At 57.5% G+C, this 20,486-nt stretch carries 10 protein-coding genes; 7 read left to right on the forward strand and 3 right to left on the reverse strand.

The window, feature by feature from the left end; all coding sequences use genetic code 11:
- Window positions 1–49: 49 nt before the first annotated feature.
- Window positions 50–1,462 (reverse strand): MFS transporter, encoded by a 1,413-nt coding sequence (locus M5R41_01090; protein ID MCZ7554981.1) that lies wholly within the window; start codon window positions 1,460–1,462, stop codon window positions 50–52.
- Between the two features lie 74 nt (window positions 1,463–1,536).
- Here M5R41_01090 and M5R41_01095 point away from each other — a divergent pair, with 74 nt between their 5' ends.
- Window positions 1,537–1,887, forward strand: coding sequence for a hypothetical protein (locus M5R41_01095; protein MCZ7554982.1), 351 nt, complete (start codon window positions 1,537–1,539; stop codon window positions 1,885–1,887).
- Between the two features lie 52 nt (window positions 1,888–1,939).
- Here the strand turns inward: M5R41_01095 and M5R41_01100 are convergent, their stop codons facing one another.
- Complete coding sequence (locus tag M5R41_01100) at window positions 1,940–4,573, reverse strand: carbohydrate binding family 9 domain-containing protein (GenBank protein MCZ7554983.1); 2,634 nt, start codon at window positions 4,571–4,573, stop codon at window positions 1,940–1,942.
- A 314-nt stretch (window positions 4,574–4,887) separates the two neighbouring features.
- On the opposite strand from M5R41_01100, the gene M5R41_01105 reads away from it, so the two are divergent.
- From M5R41_01105 to M5R41_01125, 5 genes are all read left to right on the forward strand, one after another.
- Window positions 4,888–5,898: an FAD-dependent oxidoreductase gene (locus M5R41_01105; GenBank protein ID MCZ7554984.1), complete on the forward strand. Its 1,011-nt coding sequence runs from the start codon at window positions 4,888–4,890 to the stop codon at window positions 5,896–5,898.
- Window positions 5,895–6,356, forward strand: a complete 462-nt coding sequence (locus tag M5R41_01110; GenBank protein ID MCZ7554985.1) for a hypothetical protein — start codon at window positions 5,895–5,897, stop codon at window positions 6,354–6,356. Before M5R41_01105 ends, M5R41_01110 begins: the two co-directional genes overlap by 4 nt.
- A 15-nt stretch (window positions 6,357–6,371) precedes the next feature.
- Window positions 6,372–8,126 (forward strand): right-handed parallel beta-helix repeat-containing protein, encoded by a 1,755-nt coding sequence (locus tag M5R41_01115; protein MCZ7554986.1) that lies wholly within the window; start codon window positions 6,372–6,374, stop codon window positions 8,124–8,126.
- 340 nt (window positions 8,127–8,466) lie between these two features.
- The gene (locus tag M5R41_01120; protein MCZ7554987.1) at window positions 8,467–11,466 is read left to right on the forward strand and encodes a VWA domain-containing protein; all 3,000 of its coding nucleotides are present in this window, start codon (window positions 8,467–8,469) and stop codon (window positions 11,464–11,466) included.
- A gap of 337 nt (window positions 11,467–11,803) precedes the next feature.
- Window positions 11,804–14,806, forward strand: coding sequence for a VWA domain-containing protein (locus tag M5R41_01125; protein ID MCZ7554988.1), 3,003 nt, complete (start codon window positions 11,804–11,806; stop codon window positions 14,804–14,806).
- Between the two features lie 162 nt (window positions 14,807–14,968).
- Here the strand turns inward: M5R41_01125 and M5R41_01130 are convergent, their stop codons facing one another.
- Window positions 14,969–15,430, reverse strand: coding sequence for a hypothetical protein (locus M5R41_01130; GenBank protein MCZ7554989.1), 462 nt, complete (start codon window positions 15,428–15,430; stop codon window positions 14,969–14,971).
- A gap of 570 nt (window positions 15,431–16,000) precedes the next feature.
- Between M5R41_01130 and M5R41_01135 the strand changes: the two genes are divergently transcribed.
- Window positions 16,001–20,335, forward strand: a complete 4,335-nt coding sequence (locus M5R41_01135; protein MCZ7554990.1) for a choice-of-anchor L domain-containing protein — start codon at window positions 16,001–16,003, stop codon at window positions 20,333–20,335.
- Window positions 20,336–20,486: the final 151 nt, after the last annotated feature.

Genomic DNA, 20,486 nt, shown 5'->3' on the forward strand with positions numbered 1-20,486 from the left:
TTTTTTCTTTGTGAGAATAGTCGGAACGCGTGAGTATCTGTGTGTCGGTTCAGTCGTGCTGCAGTTGTCCGCTCGTTTTCAGCTTTCCCGCCATCCATCCGCGCGCGAGGTACAGCGCTATGGGGCTTATCATGGCGATGAGGCCGTACAGCAGCCAGAGGAACTCGGTGTCCCGCGCACCAACCTCGGGGCAGTACACGGAGAGCATGTATCCCGAATAGAGTCCTGTCAGCATCTTGGTCAGGAACCACGGGAACTGGGCGATGCCCATGTACAGCCCTGTCTTGCCCTCGGGTGCCAGCTCCGCGGCGAGCTGGAGAAAACGGGGTTGCCACATCGCCTCGCCGACAGACATCAGCAGAATGTAGGCGAAAAGGAATTCCACGCTGGCGCCGACTGCGAGGAAGAATGTCGGTGCCGCCATCACCAGGGTACCGATAATCATCATCCGGTACACATCCACTTTATGCGTCAGCGCGGTCACAATCGGAGTCAGTATGAAGATCAGTACGGGATTGATATTGACGAAGAGCTCCATGTTCTCGCTGACCCAACCGGGAAAGGACCTCTCCACGTACTGCGGCATGGTGAGCCATTGATGGGCGAACAGCGTCTGCACAGGGATGAGGATGAAGATGAAGAAGGAGAAGCGGCTGTCGCGCAGGGGATGCTCACGAAGCCAGGTGATGAAATGAAAGGGCTGCTTATCCTTTTTTACGGACTCCGCGTCCTCCGTGATCGCGGCATCGCGTATGGATTTTTTCGTCATGATGAAAAGAATGCTCGCCAGACTCAGCAGCGTGAGCGCGGTATACGCCCAGAACACGCCCCGTATGCCGAAACTCGCGCGCATGGGCGGCGACATCAGACCCGGGAGAAAGGCCCCGAGGTTCATCAGTGCGTAGAGCATGGCGTATCCCATTGCCGCGTTCTTTTTCGTGGTGAATTGTCGCACGGCGGCGTAGGAGGCGGGCATGTACATACCGTATCCCAACACGACGAGCAGCAATCCCCCGAGAGCCGCAAAAAACATGGGTGAGCCGATACCCCATCCTCCGAAGACAGACGAGCCGGAAAGCAGCACGCGCCCACCGATCATCAGCAGCAGCGAAACGGCAAGAGCGCGCCGCACACCCCAGCGGTCCGAGAGTTCGCCGAAGAAAAACATGGCCAGCGTGATGCCGCCGGTGAAGAAGCCGACGACGGGACCGGCTTCGATGTCGCTCAGTCCCACATCGCGGTTGAAATGTATCGCCAGCAGGGTCAGTATGCCGAAATAGCACAACCCCTCGAGGAAGTAGGCTGCGTTGACGCCCCACAGGGCGCGTGGTGCCCGGACGATGTTGATGAAAGGGTCGATGAGTTCGCGAATGGGACTCGGAGGCTGCTTCGCGGTGTCGTGCATGGATGGGGTTCCGCGTGAGATTCGGAAAAAAGTCTCCGCACAATATACGAATCGCAGTACTGCTTCTCTGCATTGCGAATCAGCGCGATACGGTGTACTATGGATGATCAGAATACCTACAGGAGCTCACCATGTCCCGAAACACCTTTTTCGCTGTCGTCCTCCTCGTTGCGTCCGCAGTACTCTCCACCGCCTGCTCCGAGGATCCTCCAAGTATCAACGTTCGCAACGATTACACGGCCAAAGTCAATGTGCAGCTCAAACCGGCTGCCGGCAACACCGTGAATATCAACGACGTCCAGAGCGGACAGACCACCAGTTTCATGGATGTCACCGAAGGGCAGTGGACCGCGAGCGCCACCATTCAGGCGTCGTCCGCCGAACCGTCGGCTACGTTCACAACGTCGAATGACAACAATTATACCGTGGTGATCACGAATACCGAACCGCCGACGATGCAGATTCAGGTCGGGGACAAATAGGCGGGCGAGTATCGAATGATCACCCTTGCGGGTGCGAAAGAAGCATGGTGCTTCAGGAGACGGGCAGCCAGTAAGAGATTTTCATGGCGAAGAAATTATCTCCCGGACTGTCAATGGAATGCAGAAGATGCCTGGGTCCGATGGTGGCACCGTCCATATCGTAGTTCGAGCGGTTTTGTTGCCAAACGAGAAAGAGCGTACTGCCGCGCAGCCACTCCCATCGCAGCACGACATTGGAACGGAATGAAAGGATCTTGAAATCCGGGTTGTTGAGCGTCAACACCGGCTGTCCCGCTTCCCGCACGGTATAGGAAGTTCCATCCTCCGACAAGGTCAGGCTGCTTCCGTCCGTGCCGTAGATCCGCAGGTCGCGTTCGCCGCCTTCCGCCATTTCGCCGAAGGCGGTGAATCTGCCATTGGAGGCGAAAGGTTCCATGTACACTTCAAGCGTCAAATCCGGAGTGAAGGCGTAGTTTACGCGGAAGCGGCTCACGAGCGTCGCCTGATCAATGGTCGAGAACACGTAGCGTTTTCCGTAGGTGCGCGCATCGCCACGGTCAAATGTGCCGATATACTGCCGGGTGCTGATCTGCCGTATGAAACTGGGTACGAGGGAGAGTTCCAGATTCCCTCGCAGGCGCAGTGCGAAGGAGCCGTCGATGACGAAATTCCATGAATCCGTTTCGTCGTTGAAGCCGGACACACCGCCGGACCAGCGGAAGTCATCCGCGTAGTTGTTGTGGAAGCTCCAATAGTAGTTGATCCCGGCGCCGGCATCCATTAACGGGCCGCCGCGTGTGAGTTCGTCGCTCACGCCCCGTGCGCCGTAATTGATGACGAACGCGCTCGTCCAGAAATTCTTGAATGTTCCCGCGAGTTCAAGATTTGCTGTGGTGAAGCGATGCGTGCCACCGAAGTTCCATCCGGCGACCTGGCTGACGCCCAAGCTCCAGGCGTGGAACAGCGCGCCGGGTTCCGTCTCGCGATAGGTGAGAGAGGTCGAGGCCTCGATATCGTCGGTAGACTGCAGTCGTCCCGTGTCGTTGATCTCGAACTCCGGCGATTCGGCCGTGATGCCCGCACCCCACAGCCAGTTTTTCCCGCCGATCTTCGAAAAATTCAGTGCTGCCGTGTAACCGGTCAAAGAAGTGCGCGTCGGATCAAAGGAAACATGCGTGGCATCGGGCCGCTGAAAGTAATGCGCCGGGGAAAGCTGAATCAGCGCGATGGCGTCCGAACTGCCTTGCACGTGACTGAAGCCCGCGAAGCCATTGAGCTCATACACCCCGCTGTTGAAACGAATTTTCCAATCCGCACCGCCGCTCACCGCGTTGCGTGTCAGTATGCTCTCCGCTTTGGGATCCGCCAGATCCCGTTTCACACCGGCAAGAATCACACCGGCGGACGAACCTTCGGCGTCGATTTCCTGCAATGCCCGTACGACGCCATAGCCGGACATGGGTGCAACCTGTGTCTCGCCGCGCGTGGACGTCGCGGGATCCCAGGTCTCGACAAATTCGCGCGCGGTCAGTGCCGTGAGTGCACCCAACGAGAATCCTGACTGCAAGCGGCCGCTTACCTTCGCGGCACCGAGAATCGTGGTGTTTGACGTCTTTGCCGAATAGGGTGCATCGGACGTCAATCGCGGCGGCGCTCCGATGCGGCGGGAGTAGAAATAATTGGGCCCGCGCCCTTTGAGCAGCTGACTGCCTTCGATGAAAAAGGGCCGGCGTTCGTCATAATAAATTTCGTAGGCGGACAGATTGACCGTCGCCGGATCCGCCTCCACCTGCCCAAAATCAGGATTGATTGTTGCGTCGAGTGTGAGATTGGGACCGAGCCCCATTTTCATGTCGACACCGGCACCTCCCTGCCATGTGCTCTGTGTGGAGAGCGGATTCGCCGGGTCATGTGTGCCGCTGTGCGTGAAGTCGGTGGACAAATAGGGGAACAGCTCGATACGTGATGAGGGTGCGATACCGCGGATACCGGTCAGCGTCCCGAAGCGCGACGCCCAGCCGGTTTCGCTTTTCGGGATCAGTACCCAGTACATATCCTCGTTGCGCGACGGGACATAGCGATTCATGTTCAGTCCCCACGAAAGCTCATCACGGCTATTGAAACGGAGCTGGGAGAACGGGATGCGCATTTCGGCACTCCAACCGACAGCATCGCGTGAGACAGCAGCTTCCCAGACCGGATCAAACGAATGATCGCGGCTGAATTCCTGATCTTCGGAATGATAGTACTCGACCCGTACGCCATCCGCTGTAACACAGAAGGAATACGAGGTGCGTTTGTCGCCGTAAGTGTCGAGTGATATGATGATACGCTCTGAATTCCCTGCATTGTCCCTGCGCGAGAGGGTGGACACGATTTCCGTGACATCGTCGTGGTACATACGCGCCCCCACATACAGAGCCTTGTCGTCGTACACGAAGCGGACCTCTGTGCGGAGCGAGGGTTCGGCACCCTCGCGCGGTTCCTTCAACACAAAATCGGTCGCCGGAGAGGCTTTGAGCCAGCAAGCATCATCGAGCACACCGTCGAGACGGGGCGTGCGGTCGAGGCAGCGGGAGGCGGCGACGAGACGTGCGGAGGCGCCTTCCAGACCTTGCCCATGAAGGTATGGTGACATTGCCCAAAGTAGCACGCCCAGAGCGACGGACGCAATACTTGGGATCATGTTTGCACATGCCTGACCGCGTGGAGGTCGCATATCCCCCTTGTCTCGATACGAATTATCGTCTCTTTTCGTCAATCAGTTCTGAGCGCATCCTGACGGGCTTGCAGCGGGAAAGCACAGGATTTCTCTGCCGGAATATACAACATGTCCGGCACGAATCCTTCATGTGCAAAAAAATATTCTTCCGCTCATTTTGTATCCTTCCCGCTAGGGCTTGGCGCGCCGAATCCTGCAAATCGCCCAGATCGCAACGATTTGTGCAAAATCAGGTGGTTGCGTATCATGCGGGACAACAGAGTACTCCGGATACGCACATGACTTCAGTTTCCAACACGCAGGAACCAACCTGCCTCATTATCGGTGCCGGCATCGCCGGGTTGTCCGCCGGCAGGGAATTGCACCGCCAGGGCATTCACGTGACCATTCTCGAGAAAGCCCGCGGGGTAGGGGGACGCATGGCGACGCGCCGTTTCGCCGGTGGAGTATTTGATCATGGCACCCAGTACTTCGCACCCGCCAGTGCCTGGTTTCAGACACGTATTGATGAGTGGGTGCGCGACGGGTACTCCCGCGAATGGTTCAGAGTCAGTCAGTATGAAATGGATCCACGCTTCGTTTCCGCCGCCCGGTATTGCGGATTACCCGCCATGACGGCGATACCGAAGCATCTCGCCGAGGGGCTCGATCTTCATACCGAGGTGCGTGTAAGCGCATTGCGGCAGGCACAAGAGCAGTGGCAAGCGGTGACGGTGGAGGGACAGGAGTATCACGCACAGGCCTGCATACTCACCGCTCCGCTGCCGCAGTCGTTGGAAATCATTGCCCACTCCGATATCGACGAACTGCCGGATCTCGGGGACCTGCGCGACGTCACGTACAATCCGTGCATCACCGTTCTGGCGACGTGCGCGCAGGCTCCCTCTCTGCCGGACAATGGTGTGCTCGAGCTCGCTGAGGGTGTGGTGCTGCGCATCATGGACAATCACCGCAAGGGCATTTCGCCCGATTGCCACGCAGTGACCATTCATGCTTCCGCGGATTTCAGCCGGGAGCATTTCGACAGTGATCCGGCCGTCAGCGGCGCCTTGCTTCTTGAAGCCGCGCTGCCGTTGCTGGGTGTTCCGGTACGCGAATGGCAGGCGCACCGCTGGAGGTTCAGTACCGTGCCCAATCCTGTCGACGCCCCGTATTTTTCCGTGCGCGAGGCGCCGCCGCTCATCCTTGCCGGCGACGCGTTCGGCAACAACGGTGTGGAAGGCGCGGCGCGTTCGGGACTTCGTGCCGCGCAGCACGTTCGCGATTGTTTTGCGAGGTTGAGCAGATGAAACCCGATATGCAGGATCTCGATGCGGTGATGTTTCTGATGCAGGTGGTCACCACGTTTTCACTGACGGGCATCATCTGGTTTCTGCAACTTGTGCATTATCCCTTGCTCCGCCGAATTGTGCGATCCCGTTTTGCGCGCTATGCGCGTATGCACGTAGTGCTCACGCTCTTCATCGCCGGTCCGCCGGCCTTGTTGGAAGCCATCTCTGTTCTCTATTCTCTTTGGCGCACGCCGCCATGGATGGATCAGGATGCTGTTGTTCTGGGCGCGGTGTTACTCGGGATCATCTGGGCCAGCACGTTTCTGCTGCAACGGCCCCAGCACAGAAAGCTGCAGGAGGGCTTCGATCCACGCGCGTACCGCCGGTTGCTGTACAGCAATTGGATCAGGAGCTACGCGTGGAGTTTCCGCACGATCATCCTTCTTTTCAGTCTCCTGCGGCTGCTCACCACCTGAAAATCGGGTTCATACATGCTGATGCGAAGTGCTGTTTTCGCGTTCGTGGCCGCTCTCGGCCTTCACCACGCCGTCGTTGCACGCCAGGTCCCCGTTTCCAGTTACACCACCCTCCGCGATGCGTGTCAGAACGCGCTTCCGGGCGACACCATCGTCGTCGCGGCCGGAACCTACACGATCACCGGGGCGTCGCGCATCATGATCAGCGGCCGACCGGGTCCCGTCCTCCTTCGTGGCGCCACCGGCAATCCGCAAGATGTTGTCATTCGCGGACAGGGGCAGGACAACAACGCGGTGCAGATGGTGTTCAATCTGGACAACGCACCCGCCTGGACCTTCCGCGATATCACGGTCAAGGATTCGTATTATCACGGTTTCAAATTCGATCATGCCTCGACGGATTGCGCGTTGATCAGGGTCGTGATGCGGGATCATGGCGAATCCGGCGTTAAAGGCACGAGTGATCCCACCGCAGGCAGCTACCCGGACCGGTTGCTCATCGACAGCTGCGATATCGGCTTCACGCAACCGACCGGCGGCACACGCTCGGTCGTTGAAGGGGTGGACGGAGTAGGCGTCAACGATTGGGTGATCCGCAACAGCCGTTTCGTGAATGTGCAGAAAAATGGCGCGCCCGCGTATGCCATTTTCACTAAAGGAAATTCCTCGAATACCGTCATAGAAAACAATCGCTTCGAGAACTGTTTCATCGGAGCGTCCTTCGGTGGCGGTGGTACCGGGGCGCAATTTTTTCGTGACAACGACCAGACCTATGAACATCGCAACGGCATCATTCGCAACAACCTCATCATACGCTGCACCGATGCCGGCGTGTACATCAACAAGGGTGTGAACTGCCGGATTTACAACAACACATTGTTCGAATGTGTGCTGACGATACAGCTTCGCTTTTCGCAGAGCAGTGGTGACGTGCGGAACAATCTGGTTCTGCGCGCCCCGTCGAATCCCTCGGAACCCGTCGTTCGTCTGCGCGACGGCGCCGTGCTGCTCGGATCGGGCGCCAATCTCGCCGCTTCGACGGCGGATTTCGTGCAGTCCTCCGGTTCACCGGCGCAGCTCGACCTCCATCTGGCCGCATCGTCGCAGGCTATAGACGCGGGGAATCCGTTGCCTGTCGACGTTCCTTTCGATTTCGAAGGACAACGGCGCCCGGCGGGCAGCGGCTGGGATGTTGGCGCTGATGAACTGGGACTGATTCCTGTCGAATTGCGCACATTCTCCGCTGTCCTCCACGACAACGGGGTGCTGTTGCGCTGGCGTACGGAGACGGAAACCGAGAATTTCGGTTTCGAGGTCCAGCGAGCGGTGGGAAACGCCGAATTTGAAGTGTTGGGTTTCGAACCAGGCAACGGCACCGCTGCCGAAGCGCGAGAATACACGTTTCTGGATACGGATGCTTTGGCTGTCGGCAGTTCGAGACGCCGCTATCGGCTTCGGCAAATTGATTTCAATGGTTCCTCCGTGCTCGGTCCCGTTATCGAGGTGCGATCCGACGGGGTGGAACTCCCTCTATCCCTTGTATCCCTCGCAGTGTGGCCGAATCCCGCTTCCGGGCTTGTGCGTGCATCCATCGAGAGCACTGAGCAGGGGACACTGTGGCTCCACGACGTTTGTGGACGGGAGTTCCACGAGTGGGCTCTTGAACCGGGGACGCAGGTTATTTCCATCCCGCTTCCGAAAGAAGGAGTTTTTTATCTCGTAGCGCAATGCGGAGCCGCCCGTCGAGTATTGACAGTGATAGCACGCTGAATCCTGCGGCGTTGCCAGTCCAGGAGAGGTCGAATGCGTCCTGCGCTGTAATGCATCGCGGAATTTATGCATCCGCATTGTAACAAATCGCCCCTTCATGTGTTTCTCATTGGGGCAGCGGGATGCCGCGCTTTTTCCTTGTGGAAATTCCGATTGTGCTTTCCCGTGTTCCCGAGACAGAACGATGATGATTGTTTCTGAAAATTACAAAATCATCGTATATTCGATACGGATCACACAGAGACACAATCGGCTGCTTGCCGTGCCAACGTGCTGATATTTCGTACAGGCCACGATAGAGTGAAGGACCTTTTTTCATACACATGCCGGGAGGGCTGTCATGAATGTGCGCGTCGTTTCCATGCCTTGTCGTCTTCTGTTCATTGCTCTTTTCAGTATCTGCAGCGCCACCGGGGTGCTTCAGGCGCAGCCGAATCTCACCTTTAAGCGTGCGACGGTAAACTGGCCGACGATCGAACTCTATTTCTCGGTCGGCTGCAACGGGAGTCCCGCGTACAACATGGCGAAGCAGGATTTTCGCATCTATGAGAACGGTATTGAGGTGAAAGACTTCATCCTCGATTGTCCGGACCCGACACAACGGTGCGCAATATCAGCCGCCATTGCGGTAGACGTCTCGGGCTCCATGGCGGGACCCGGCCAAGCCGGAGCCAAGCAAGCCATGTACGCGTTCGTGAATCTGATGGATGGCGTCTTTGACGAAGCGGCGATACTCTGGTTTTCGGATCAGGTTACGCTGGCTCAGACGATGACGACGAATAAAAATGCCCTTCGCGACACCATTACCGCCATGCCTTCCGGGGGGCCATCGGCGGTCTGGGATGGTGCCTACCGTGGCGTGCAGGAAGCCATCAACCAGGGGACAAACTCCTGTCGCGGTGTTATTGTCCTGACGGACGGAGGGGACAACGCCTCCACACGAACTCCCGCCGAAATCATTACTCTGGCCAACTCGAAGGGCATCAAAGTGTACAGCGTGGGGCTTGGAAGTTCGATAAATTCCGTGGAGCTGGAACTCGTTGCGTTGCTGACAGGAGGGAAATACTATCAGACGCCGAACGCGGGTGAGCTTGTTGCGATTTTCCAGGAAATCGCGACTCTCATGTTTCAGCGGAATCAGGAGTGCATGATTACCTACACCCGCAGCTGCGCGGATAATACCATGAGGAATGTGGAATTGCAACTCCGCGACTTCTGCGGTGGGAGCGACTCCAAGATCAAATCCTACCGTGCGCCTCTGGACACGGCGACGTTCACGGAGTTTCGGCTTCAGGCCGGCGATGTAAGTGGTCTGAGTGCAACGGAAGTGACCATGCCGATTCAACTCCTGACTCCGCTAACGCATGACGTACTGAATCCTTTCTCGTTTGTGCTCAAATTCGATCCCGCTTGCGTCGCGTTCAAGAGTCTCTCCACGCCACCGGGATCGGCGCTTGACGGTCAACCAATAACGGTCAGCCCGGTCTCAGAGGGCATTCGTGTCGAGGTTCCGTCGCGCAGCACCTCGAAAGCGGGTGGAAGGTTGATGGAGGTCACGTTGTTGTTGAGCACGGTGACGGACACCACCTGCTGTCCTGTGGAGATCAACAACCTCGTTTTCGCGGACGGTTGCTACACACCTGTCGCCGAGCACGGCGAGGTGTGCGTTTTCCCGACTCCGGAAGAACCGATGGTTCTCTGCACTATCGACGTTCCCCGCACACTCACCTGGGATCGGGCCACCGGAGACTACCTCCCGCGACCGATAGAGCTCAAGGCACGAGCGGTGAACATGGGGAATTCCGCCGCTTTGAACTCGATTTTTACACTGACCTACGATAGCACTGCCTTGGAACTGCTCTCTCCGGGAAGCATACAGCCCGGCACTCCGGCAGACGTGGCACCCGGAAACTGGAGCGATGCGACATGGTTCCTGAAGGCGAAGCCGCGCGCGACACTGGACTCGACGGTCGTGAGTTACACCATCAGTTTCGATAATCACAAAACGATAGACTGCAGCGCGCGTATTACCATACCGCCGACCGATACCGACATCAGTTGCGTCCTGGATGTTCCGACCATCGTCGCCGATACGGTGAGCGGAAGCTACGATCCAATGCCTTTCACCGTTACTGTAACGGCGGTGAACAACGGTCCACTCCCCACTGACACCGTTTGGGCGACGATCACCCTGCCACCCGGTGTGTCCTTCGCTTCTCCGGACGGCCCGACGACGGCGACGAAGATGCTGAGTACTCCGATTCTGGCTCCGAATCAGAGTTCAACGGCAAGTTGGGTGCTCGAGCATCCGCTTTCGACATCGGACAGGGACCTGACCATCACCACCATGCTCACCTCGGGCAATGAAGTCGCCCTCTGTCAGGGAATGCTGCGCATTCCGAGGTTCCCCGGAGCCACGTTCAGTTTTACACTGAACGCCGGAGGACCGTTGAGTTTCTGCGAAGGAGGATCGGTGAGTCTGGACGCGGGAACAGGGTACGCGTCCTATCGCTGGAACACGGGCAGTGTGAGTCGAAGACTGACCGTGACAAGCAGTGGCGAATACTTCTGCACCGTACGGACGTCCGGCGGTGATACCGGTGTTTCCGACACCGTGCGGGTTGTCGTGCACGCCAATCCCTCGCCCGTGATCGCGGTGTCGGGGCCCTTGCCATTCTGTGCCGGCGATTCGGTGTTGCTGGATGCCGGTGCGGGATATCAGCGGTATCTATGGAGCACGGGCTCCACCGACCGTATGATTTACGCAAAAACGGCGGGTGCGTTCGTTGCCACCGTGTGGAACGCCGAGAATTGCGAAGGAAGAGACACCATAGAAGTCGTTGTGTATCCCGCAGTACAGAAACCGACGGTACAGCGCAGCGGTGATTCTCTGCTGGCCTCTGCGGCCGGGATGGTGTATGCGTGGTACCGCGACGGTATGCTCATTCCGGGAGCAGGCACACAGGGTCTGTACGTCACACAGACGGGCTCCTTCGTCGTGCGCGTGACGGACACCAACGGCTGTTGGGCGGAGTCGGATCCATTTCCTGTGACAGTGCTCGACGCCGCGCCCGTGGGCTTGCCACCGGCGTTTACGCTGCACGCATGGCCCGATCCTGCTGAAGACGTCATCAATCTTCGAGTGGACGACGCGGGTGGACAAAGTGTACGCGTTGTTCTGACTGACGCCCTTGGACGTGCGGAGACGGTGTACGAGGGACGAGCAGCGCAGGGGGCATTTTCGCTGAGTGTGCCCCTGGCCAATATCGCGCGGGGCCCCGTTTTCATCCAGGTTTGGATAGGAGGGCAGGTGCAGACGAGGAAGGTGCTCCGACTGTAGGTCCGTCAACACACACAGACTCTCCTTTTTCCGGAGATTTATCCGAGAGGCGGGCTGTCCACAAGACAGCCCGCGCCTTATACCGGATTCAGGAGCAAAAAATCATGTGGATCTGTAACTTTCAGCGCTCTCATGTGTTTTTCGAAATAGTGGCGCGTTTGTTATGCATACCGTCGTCACGACGCGGTCGGCAATTCCCGCTATTTTTTTCCAGGACCGGATGTCAGGGCGCACGATACACCTGAACGGAACATTCCGAACCGGGAATCAACCGCACTCCAGAGAAGCACATTTCCTTCAATAGTGATCGCCTACGTGGCGTGGAGGTCCGAGAGATATGCACAGCGCACCGTTCACTCCCATCCCCCGGGGCGTTGCAGCTTCGTTGCTGCTCCTTCCATTTCTATTTCTGTCCGCGTACGGTCAGCCCCAACTCGATCTCAAGCGTATCGCAAACCGGCATGGAAGTGTCGAACTGTACTTTCAGGTTGAATGCGTCGGGCAACCCCAGCATGTGCTCACAGAACAGAATATCGTAATCACGGATAACGGTAACACCGTCGATGCCTTTTCCCTTTGGTGTCCCGATCCGCGAATGGAGCCGACGATTTCCGCGTCACTGGTGCTCTGCGCATCCGGCTCCATGAACGGAGAGAAGCTTCAGATGGCCAAGGATGGCGCATCGGCGTTTGTCGACATGATGGACGGTGTCCTCGATGAAGCGATGGTGGTGTTTTTCGGGAGCAACGTCACCGTGTATCAGCAGATGACCACCATCAAACCCCTGCTGCACAGTGCAGTGCAGGCCTTGCCGTCCACGGGATACCGGGCTCTCTACGATGGTATGTACGCGGGCATCGTTGAGCTGATAAACAACGGGATCAATCCGTTTCGTGGGATTGTGGTGCTCACCGATGGTATTGAAAGCGCATCATCCACCCACGACGCTCAGGATATCATTGGGCTTGCTCAGCGTCACCGGCTCAAGGTGTTTCCTATTGAGCTGCGGTCGACCTCGATGAAGGATGTGCTTGAAGACATCGCAACTGAAACAGGAGGCCGGTACTACAACGCGGACTCAGGGGACTCCCTTATCGCGGCGTTCCGTGACGCATACCGGTTGCTTGCCCAGCCGCCGGAGGATTGCATCATAACCTATAACGCACCTTGTGCGGATGGTGCGCTGCACATGGTGGATCTGACCGTCAGGGATATCTGTGATGGTACCGACACTGGGACGCTCTCCTATCGTGCGCCGCTCGACAGCAGCAGCTTTTTGCCCATAGTGATGGAATTTGGCGATGCGACCGTCCAGGGCGGGAAGCAATGTGTCCTCCCACTACAGCTCTTGACCCCGCTCGGGAATACGATGTTCGAGCCCTTGCAGTTCGACGTAGCATTCGACACCTCCTGTCTGCGACTGGATTCTGTAACCGCCCCTGATCACTCGCTTCTGAACGGCATGCCTCTCATCTTACAACCGAAACCGGAGGGCGTACGCGTGCTTATTGCGGATCGCCGCTTCCTGAATGCTCCCGGTCTCCTCCTCGAATTCGCCTTCACCACGGTCGCGACCACGACGGATCGCAGCTGCACTGTGTCGGCCAGCGGAGCAGGCTTCGAACAAGGATGTCACCTCCCGGTCATCCGGAGCGGAATGATCGAGATAGTGCCTCACACTCCCAAGCCGGAGATTGCCTGCGTTATAGACGGTCCGAGGACCCTCCGGTGGGACAGGGCCACCGCCGAATACATTCCGAACCCGATACTAGTGTCGCTTCGCGCCTACAACACCGGCGACGCTACGGGGCTGAACGCCCGGGCGCGGATTTCCTTTGACAGTACGGTATTTTTGCTTTCCTCGCCGAAGAGCACGGAGCAGCAGGGAAGTCCGCCGGATCTGGCACCCAATTCCTTCACCGAATTTACCTGGCAACTCTCCGCGAAACACAGGGCTGTCCCTGATTCCAGCGTAGTATGCATTGTGAGCAGCTACGACAATCATGCCGAGCAGTCCTGTTGCATTCGGGTGTACGTACCAGCAATGGGCGCCGCATTGAACTGCGCGGTGAGCGTCCCGCCGGTTACGCTCGACACACTCACTGGTAGCGTCGGCCCCATGCCGTTTGAAGTGATCGTCACCGGGTGGAACGACACGACCAGTCCCACGGATACGGTATACGCCATCATCGACGTGCCGCCGGATCTTCTCTTTGCGTCTCCCGATTCCCCGGCCAGTTCCAGAAAACGTCTGTCGAAACCCATACTTCAGTCCGGAGAGCAGGGAAGCGCCAGTTGGTTCCTGAGGCACGAGCCGACCGTGACGGACAGAAGCTATCTCATAACTGTGCAGCTGTCCACCAGCTCAGATACCACCTCATGTACGGCGCAGGTTCGTATACCGCGGCAACCGACGGCGTTTTTCACATTTCAGCTTACCACAGATGGACCGCCGGAATTCTGCATGGGCGATTCGGTGATACTGGACGCAGGTGAGTACAGCAGTTACTTGTGGAACAATGGGAGTGTCAGCCGCCGCATCACAGTGAAGAGCAGCGGTGACTATTACTGCACGGTAAAGGATTTCTCAGGGTACACCGGAATTTCCAGCGCCATGCGCGTCGTCGTTCACCCCATTCCGTCCGTCACGGTTACCAAGGCCGCCCCTTCACCTCTGTGCCAGGGAGATTCCGTGTGGTTGCAGCCGCAGGCGGAGTTCTCGCGCTATCACTGGAGCGACGGTTCGACAGCGCGGCAATTGCTGGTCTCGGAAAGCGGGCGCTACATCCTCACCGTCTGGAATGAAGGAGATTGTTCTGGCAGCGACACGATTGAAGTGACATTCATTCCATTGCCTGTGAAACCTGTCATTTCGCGCAGCGGAGACACACTCAGTGTTCCCGATGCAGGAGGTTCGATACGCTGGTATCGCGATGGGCGGCTACTGGTGACAAGCTTTACACGCCATCTGCCTCTGACTCACACCGGTAGTTATATCGCGCGGCGTACCTCACCCGCCGGCTGCGTGAGCGACTCGGAGCCGTTCATTGTCGCAGTGCTCGGAGGAGTGCAGCGCGTCCCGGAGAGGGAGTTCGCGCTGCACGTGTGGCCCTATCCATCTTCCGACGAACTCCACATCGTGCTGCGCAGCAAGGTCGGCGAACAAGTACGCATCGTGCTCACCGATGTGTTGGGAAAAAGCGACATCGTGTACAGCGGCCGCGCGGGCGAAGCAGGTGTGACACTGCGTATTTCCCTGCAGGGCAGGGCACGCGGTCCGCTGTTTATTCATGCGCAGGCGGGCGAACAACGGACTATCAAGAAAGTGATGCGCAATTGATTGCGGGGAGAGGCGTGACAGCGGATGTACCTGCGCTGTGTTGCCTGCTGGCGATTTCAGGGTAACCAAGTTCGTGTACAAAAGAAGAGACGCGCGGGCCGTGATGAGGTCCGCGCGTCTGTTTTCCGGGAGTCGCTCGATTTCCGGAATCACCCGGGATAGTCAGAAGGGGTATCTGACCTCGGCCACGTACTGCTGCTGTTCGGAACGGTTATCCCATCTCCGGACAAGCGTCTGGCAATGCCGCACCAATCGGGACGAAGAATCATGGCGGGCTGTTTGTACGACCGCGAATTTGCCCATGCGCGAATCCTGGAACTCGTACAACGCCAGGGCAGCGATGATGCGGATACATTCCTGGTCCTCGTTTTTCAGCTTGTCCATGAGAGGGATGATCGCATAGTCGAAGTCGTATTTCGGATAGGCCCGTTTAAGGTCGATGATGAGCTGTATATAATCGCAGCGCACCTCGAGTGATTTGTGGTTGAGGCCGGCCAGAATGTTTTTCTCGATATATTCCTGGCGTTCGGTGGACAGCGGCGGATTGATTTCGCGGGCCAGAAGGGTATTCTGTACGGCCGCGATGGCGAATACCGCAACGATGGCGATCATAAAGCGTTTCATGATGCACTCCTGAAATCTTCTGTGGGTAGCGAGTAATTTTTACAACGATTCGGTGTACGGAAAGGGTGTGCACGAGTTTCACGCTCCGCGAAAAAAATCGACCATGCTGAAGGAAGGGAAGCTCTTGTGATCTGGAAACGGTGGAAATCGGATCAGAGGAAAGTTCACATGAGTGGGGCGCTTGTCCATGAGCCAAAAATGGGCGATACATGAGTCGCCCATTTCCCGCATCCGGCGGGGGCGAGCTTGAACCGCTTCCATGTAGAAGCAGAGCGAAGCCCCGTGTCAATCTCTGCGATCGCTGTACAATTTTCGGAAAAATGGGCGATACATGAATCGCCCATTTTCGGTGTCCGGTAAAAGCACCTACCATCCGATTCCACTAAAAGAAAACTGCCATCATCCATCTCAGATCGTGCATATCCGTGTACAAATTCAGGCCCCGATCCGACCGAGATTGTGCAGGGATGGAACACGCATTGCAGCGAGGAAAATATTCTGTGGAGAGGGTACGATTTTCTCCTTGGCATGGCATCGCGGGAAACCCTATTTTCCGTATTGAGGTACCTGATGGTTATTGCGACAACGCGAGTACATCGTCATAGCAGTCAACGCCGCACGCTTGTGTATGGCGTGCTGCTGTGTTGCGTGGTACTCGTTTCGCTTTTTCCTCAAACTTCCACGTCACAGCTTCTCGTGCGCGATGATATTCCGCTCGAGGAGCTGGTACGAAAGCACTTCATCGGCGAAGGCGCGAATGTCACAAACATCACCCGGCGGGGCTGGCCAAGGGCAATGGGTTGGTTCGATGGCCGTGGCAGCAATATCGGCCTGGCAGAAGGAATTCTGCTCACCAGCGGATGGGTCGGCATAGCTCCGGGTCCGAATGATGTGGAGGATGCCAGCTTCCCCGCGTTTTCCGGGGGAGATGCCGATTTAAGCGCGCTGGTCAACCGCATCACCTTCGATGCCTGTGTTCTGGAATTTGATTTCATCCCCTATCAGGACACGGTGAGTTTCGAGTATGTCTTTGCATCGGAGGAATACGAGGAATACGTCGGCTCACCGTTCAACGACGTTTTCGCATTTTTTATCTCCGGGCCGGGAATCACCGGCAAGAAGAATATTGCCCTGGTCCCCGGCGTGGCTATCCCGGTGGCCATCAACAATGTGAACCACCTGAGCAACACGCCCTACTACGTCGACAACGCCGGGGGAGCAACAGTACAGTATGATGGCTTTACGAAAGTCCTCAAAGCCATGTCTGTTGTGACACCCTGCGAGACCTATCGTCTGAAGCTCGCCATCACCGATGTGCAGGACAACGTGCTCGACAGCGGTGTGTTTCTGAAAAAGGGCAGCTTCAATGCCGGCGACGCCTTCGAAGTGCGCGCCATCCGTGACGCCTACGAAAAAGGATGTCAGCCGGGTCTTTTCGAAATTCTCCGGGGTGGTGAAATCAGCAAGCAGTTGCAGATCACCTTTCAATTGCTGGGTAATGCACAGGAGGGCACCGATTTTGCTCCCATTACCAAGACGGTGACCTTTCAACCTGGTCAAAGCAGTATGATCATCCCCGTCGATGCACTTGACGACGGTATTTCCGATGATGGAGAAATGATCATCCTCTACATCCCGGATTTCTGCAACACCGGCCTCGTGCGCGATACATTGTATATCTGGGAAACCGATCCGCTCACTATTTTGCTTCCCGACGACACGCTGCTCTGCGACGGTGGAGATCTCCATCTGCCGGCGCGCATCACTGGCGGCACGGGAGTTTTCAACTATTACTGGGACGGGTATGCGCACGGGGACAGCGTGCTTCACCTTTCACCGGTAACCGCTGGAACGTACCGTTTTCACGTCACTGACTCTCTGACGGGCTGCTCCGCCTGGAAGGACATCATTGTCCGCGTGGATAGTCTCCCGGTCGCGTATGCGGGCGAAGATACGGTGGTCTGCGTAGGTGGCTCGATTCTCATCGGAGCACCGGCCACTGGCGGCACTCCACCCTATCTCTATGAGTGGACACCAGCTGCCGGATTGTCCGATTCCCGTATCGCCACACCCGTTGCCAGACCCATCACCACGACAACGTGGCATCTGAAAGTCACCAGCGCCTCGGGATGCACTGCGTACGACTCTGTCACGGTGGAGGTGAGCGACGTGCGCGTGGATGCCGGGAAGGATACACTGTTCTGCAGAGGTGCCGTCGTTGCCATCGGCGGAGAAGCGTCAGGCGGCCGCGAACCATACACATACAGCTGGAGCCCGGCCGCGGGCCTGACCAGCACAAATATGCCCAGACCGCTCGCGAAACCGGATGTTACGACTACATATACGGTGCGCGTGCGGGACAGAAATGGCTGCGAAACCATTGATTCCGTGCGCCTCGAAGTCTCATGGATCACTCTCGATGCGGGTCCGGACAGAATGATCTGTCCCGGAGAAAGAGTGACCATCGGAAACGATGCGCAGTGGTCGCATAGCCCGGTTACCTATGTCTGGAGTCCTACGACAGGTCTGGACAATCCATACAGTCCAACGCCTTCGGTGCGTCCTCCGAGAAATTTGACCTATGTCGTGACGGCGACAAACGGCAGCGGCTGTGAGGTGAAAGACACGGTCAACGTGTTCATTTCCGATCTCTCGGCGGATGCGGGACCCGACAGGGTTATGTGTCCCGGTGAGCCCGTCCAGCTCGGCGGCAGTGCGCGCGGGGGACGTCCGCCATATTCGGTGCTATGGACGCCATCGATCGGATTGACTGCCGCCGATGTCCTTGACCCCATGGCCAATCCCGATACGTCCACGTGGTACCATCTTCGCGTCCTCGATCGTGATGGTTGCGCGTACTACGATTCTGTCCGCGTCACGGTCTTTGCCAGACTTCCGATGCGGCTGAGTGCGAGCGGACCGACCTTGCTCTGTACCGGCGACAGCGTGACGCTTGATGCTGGTGGCACCATGGCATCGTACAAATGGAATACCGGCGCCACCAGCAGAAATATACGCATCGGCACGAGCGGCCGCTATTGGTGTGAAGGCATTAGTCCCGACGGCTGTCGCAGCTTCTCGGATACCATTCAGGTTTCCGTGACGGATCAGCCGCAACCCGTGATCACAGGCCCTTCGGTTGTCTGTACGGGAGCAGAGGTGCGGTATAGCGTGCAGGACGCCGGAGCTGCGGTGTACCGGTGGTCGGTAAACGGCGGTTTTATTCTCTCCGGCGACGGTACACGTGAAATTACGGTGCGGTGGGACAGCGATGGAAGCTACACCGTCGCGGTAGAAATATTACTCGGGTCTGCCTTCTGCCGGGGTGACACCATGATCACCGTCAGTGTCCTCCCCAATCCCCGCCCCGTGATCTCCGCCTCGGGTCCTCTGCGTTTCTGTTCAGGGGATTCGGTGGAACTTCGCGCTCCCGGAGGGTATGTTTCCTATGCATGGTCCAACGGCGCAACGGGCAGCAGGCTCATCGTTTCTACTGCCGGTCGTTATTCCGTCACAGTGACGACGGCCGAAGGATGCACAGGGGTGTCACCGGAAGTGGAGGTCTTGCTCTATCCACAGCCGCGTCCGCAACTGCGTTTTGTGTCGTCTGCCGCAGTGTGCGAGGGCGACAGTGTTCTCATCGAGGTGATGGGTGATTATGCCGATATCGAATGGAACACCGGGAGCCGCGGAAAAACGATTGCATTGCGCAGTCCGTTGGTGGTATGGGCACACGTGGTCACCGCCGATGGCTGCCGCGGCGTCAGCGACACGCTGCAAGCGCGCATACTGCCGAACCCGCAGCCGGTAATCGTTGCCGACGGTCCGCTTGAGTTCTGTGAAGGAGACAGTGTCCGCCTGCGAACCAGTGAGGCGTTTGCGTCGTGGAGCTGGTCCGGCGGCGAAGCAACACAGAGTATCGTTGTGCGGGCAAGTGGTGTTTACGGCGTCCGCGTAGTCAACATCGAGGGTTGCGAGGGCAATGCGGAATCGGTCCGGGTTATCGTGCATCCGAATCCTCCTGAACCGGTCATTACGCGTGATGGCCGCCTGCTGCGCGCACCGGCGGGCTATCTTTACGAGTGGTACGAGGATGACGCAGGTTCACTACAGCCGATTCCTGGAGAAGAGTCGGATACACTCGTCTTCAGTTTTGGCGTTTGGTATCGCGTCCGCGTGCGTACACCGTTCGGATGCAGCGCACTTTCCCGGCCCATACTGATTCCGCTGAGCGAGATGGCCACAAGTACTGTCGGTCTGCCCGTGCTTACCGCACAGCCGGGTGAGGAAGTCCGTATCCCGATGAATCTTCTTGCCGCGCAGTATCTCCGTGAGGCGGGAGTGACGACGTTTACCGCAACCATACGATTCAACAGCAGCATGCTCAGTCCGTTGAACGGCGATCCCGGCGGACGTGTGGTGAATGGCGAACGTATTCTGGATATCAGCGGGTCTCTTGTCGAGGGTAATCCTGTACTTTCGGAACTGCGGCTCGTGGCAACATTGGGAAATGCAAGTTCAACGCCCTTGATCATCGAGACATTTCACTGGAACAACAGCGGCGTCGTGGTCACACGTATTGACGGAAGATTCGACATGCCGGTGTGCGAGCAGGGCGGAGAGCGGCTCTTTGGAGGTGAAGGACGTTTGCGGCTTGCTCAAAACCATCCCAATCCGTTCAACAGCCATACGATTATCGAGTACGAAGTCATCGAGCGAGGCCATACGCAGATCTACGTACTGGATATGCTCGGCCGCCGAGTCGCTACGCTCCTGGATGACAGCATAGAGCCAGGCGCATATCGCGTGGCTTTCGACGCCCGGAACCTGCCCTCCGGTCTTTACTGGACTGTGTTGCACACGCCCGGGCAAGTCGTGACACGGGCTATACGTCTGTTGAAGTAACGCTGCTGTTTCAGGGGATTTGGTTTTTCTCGCGGCTATTGCGGCGATAAAAGAAACGCAAGGGTTCGAAACCGAATGCACGCGGCGCGTGATGCGGGAGCGATACCGTTCCCAGCTCCCATCGCGATCACGATATCCGTTCTGGGTCATC

The organism is Bacteroidia bacterium (genome assembly GCA_027493955.1).
Taxonomy (GTDB): Bacteria; Bacteroidota; Ignavibacteria; order SZUA-365; family SZUA-365; genus JAOSJT01.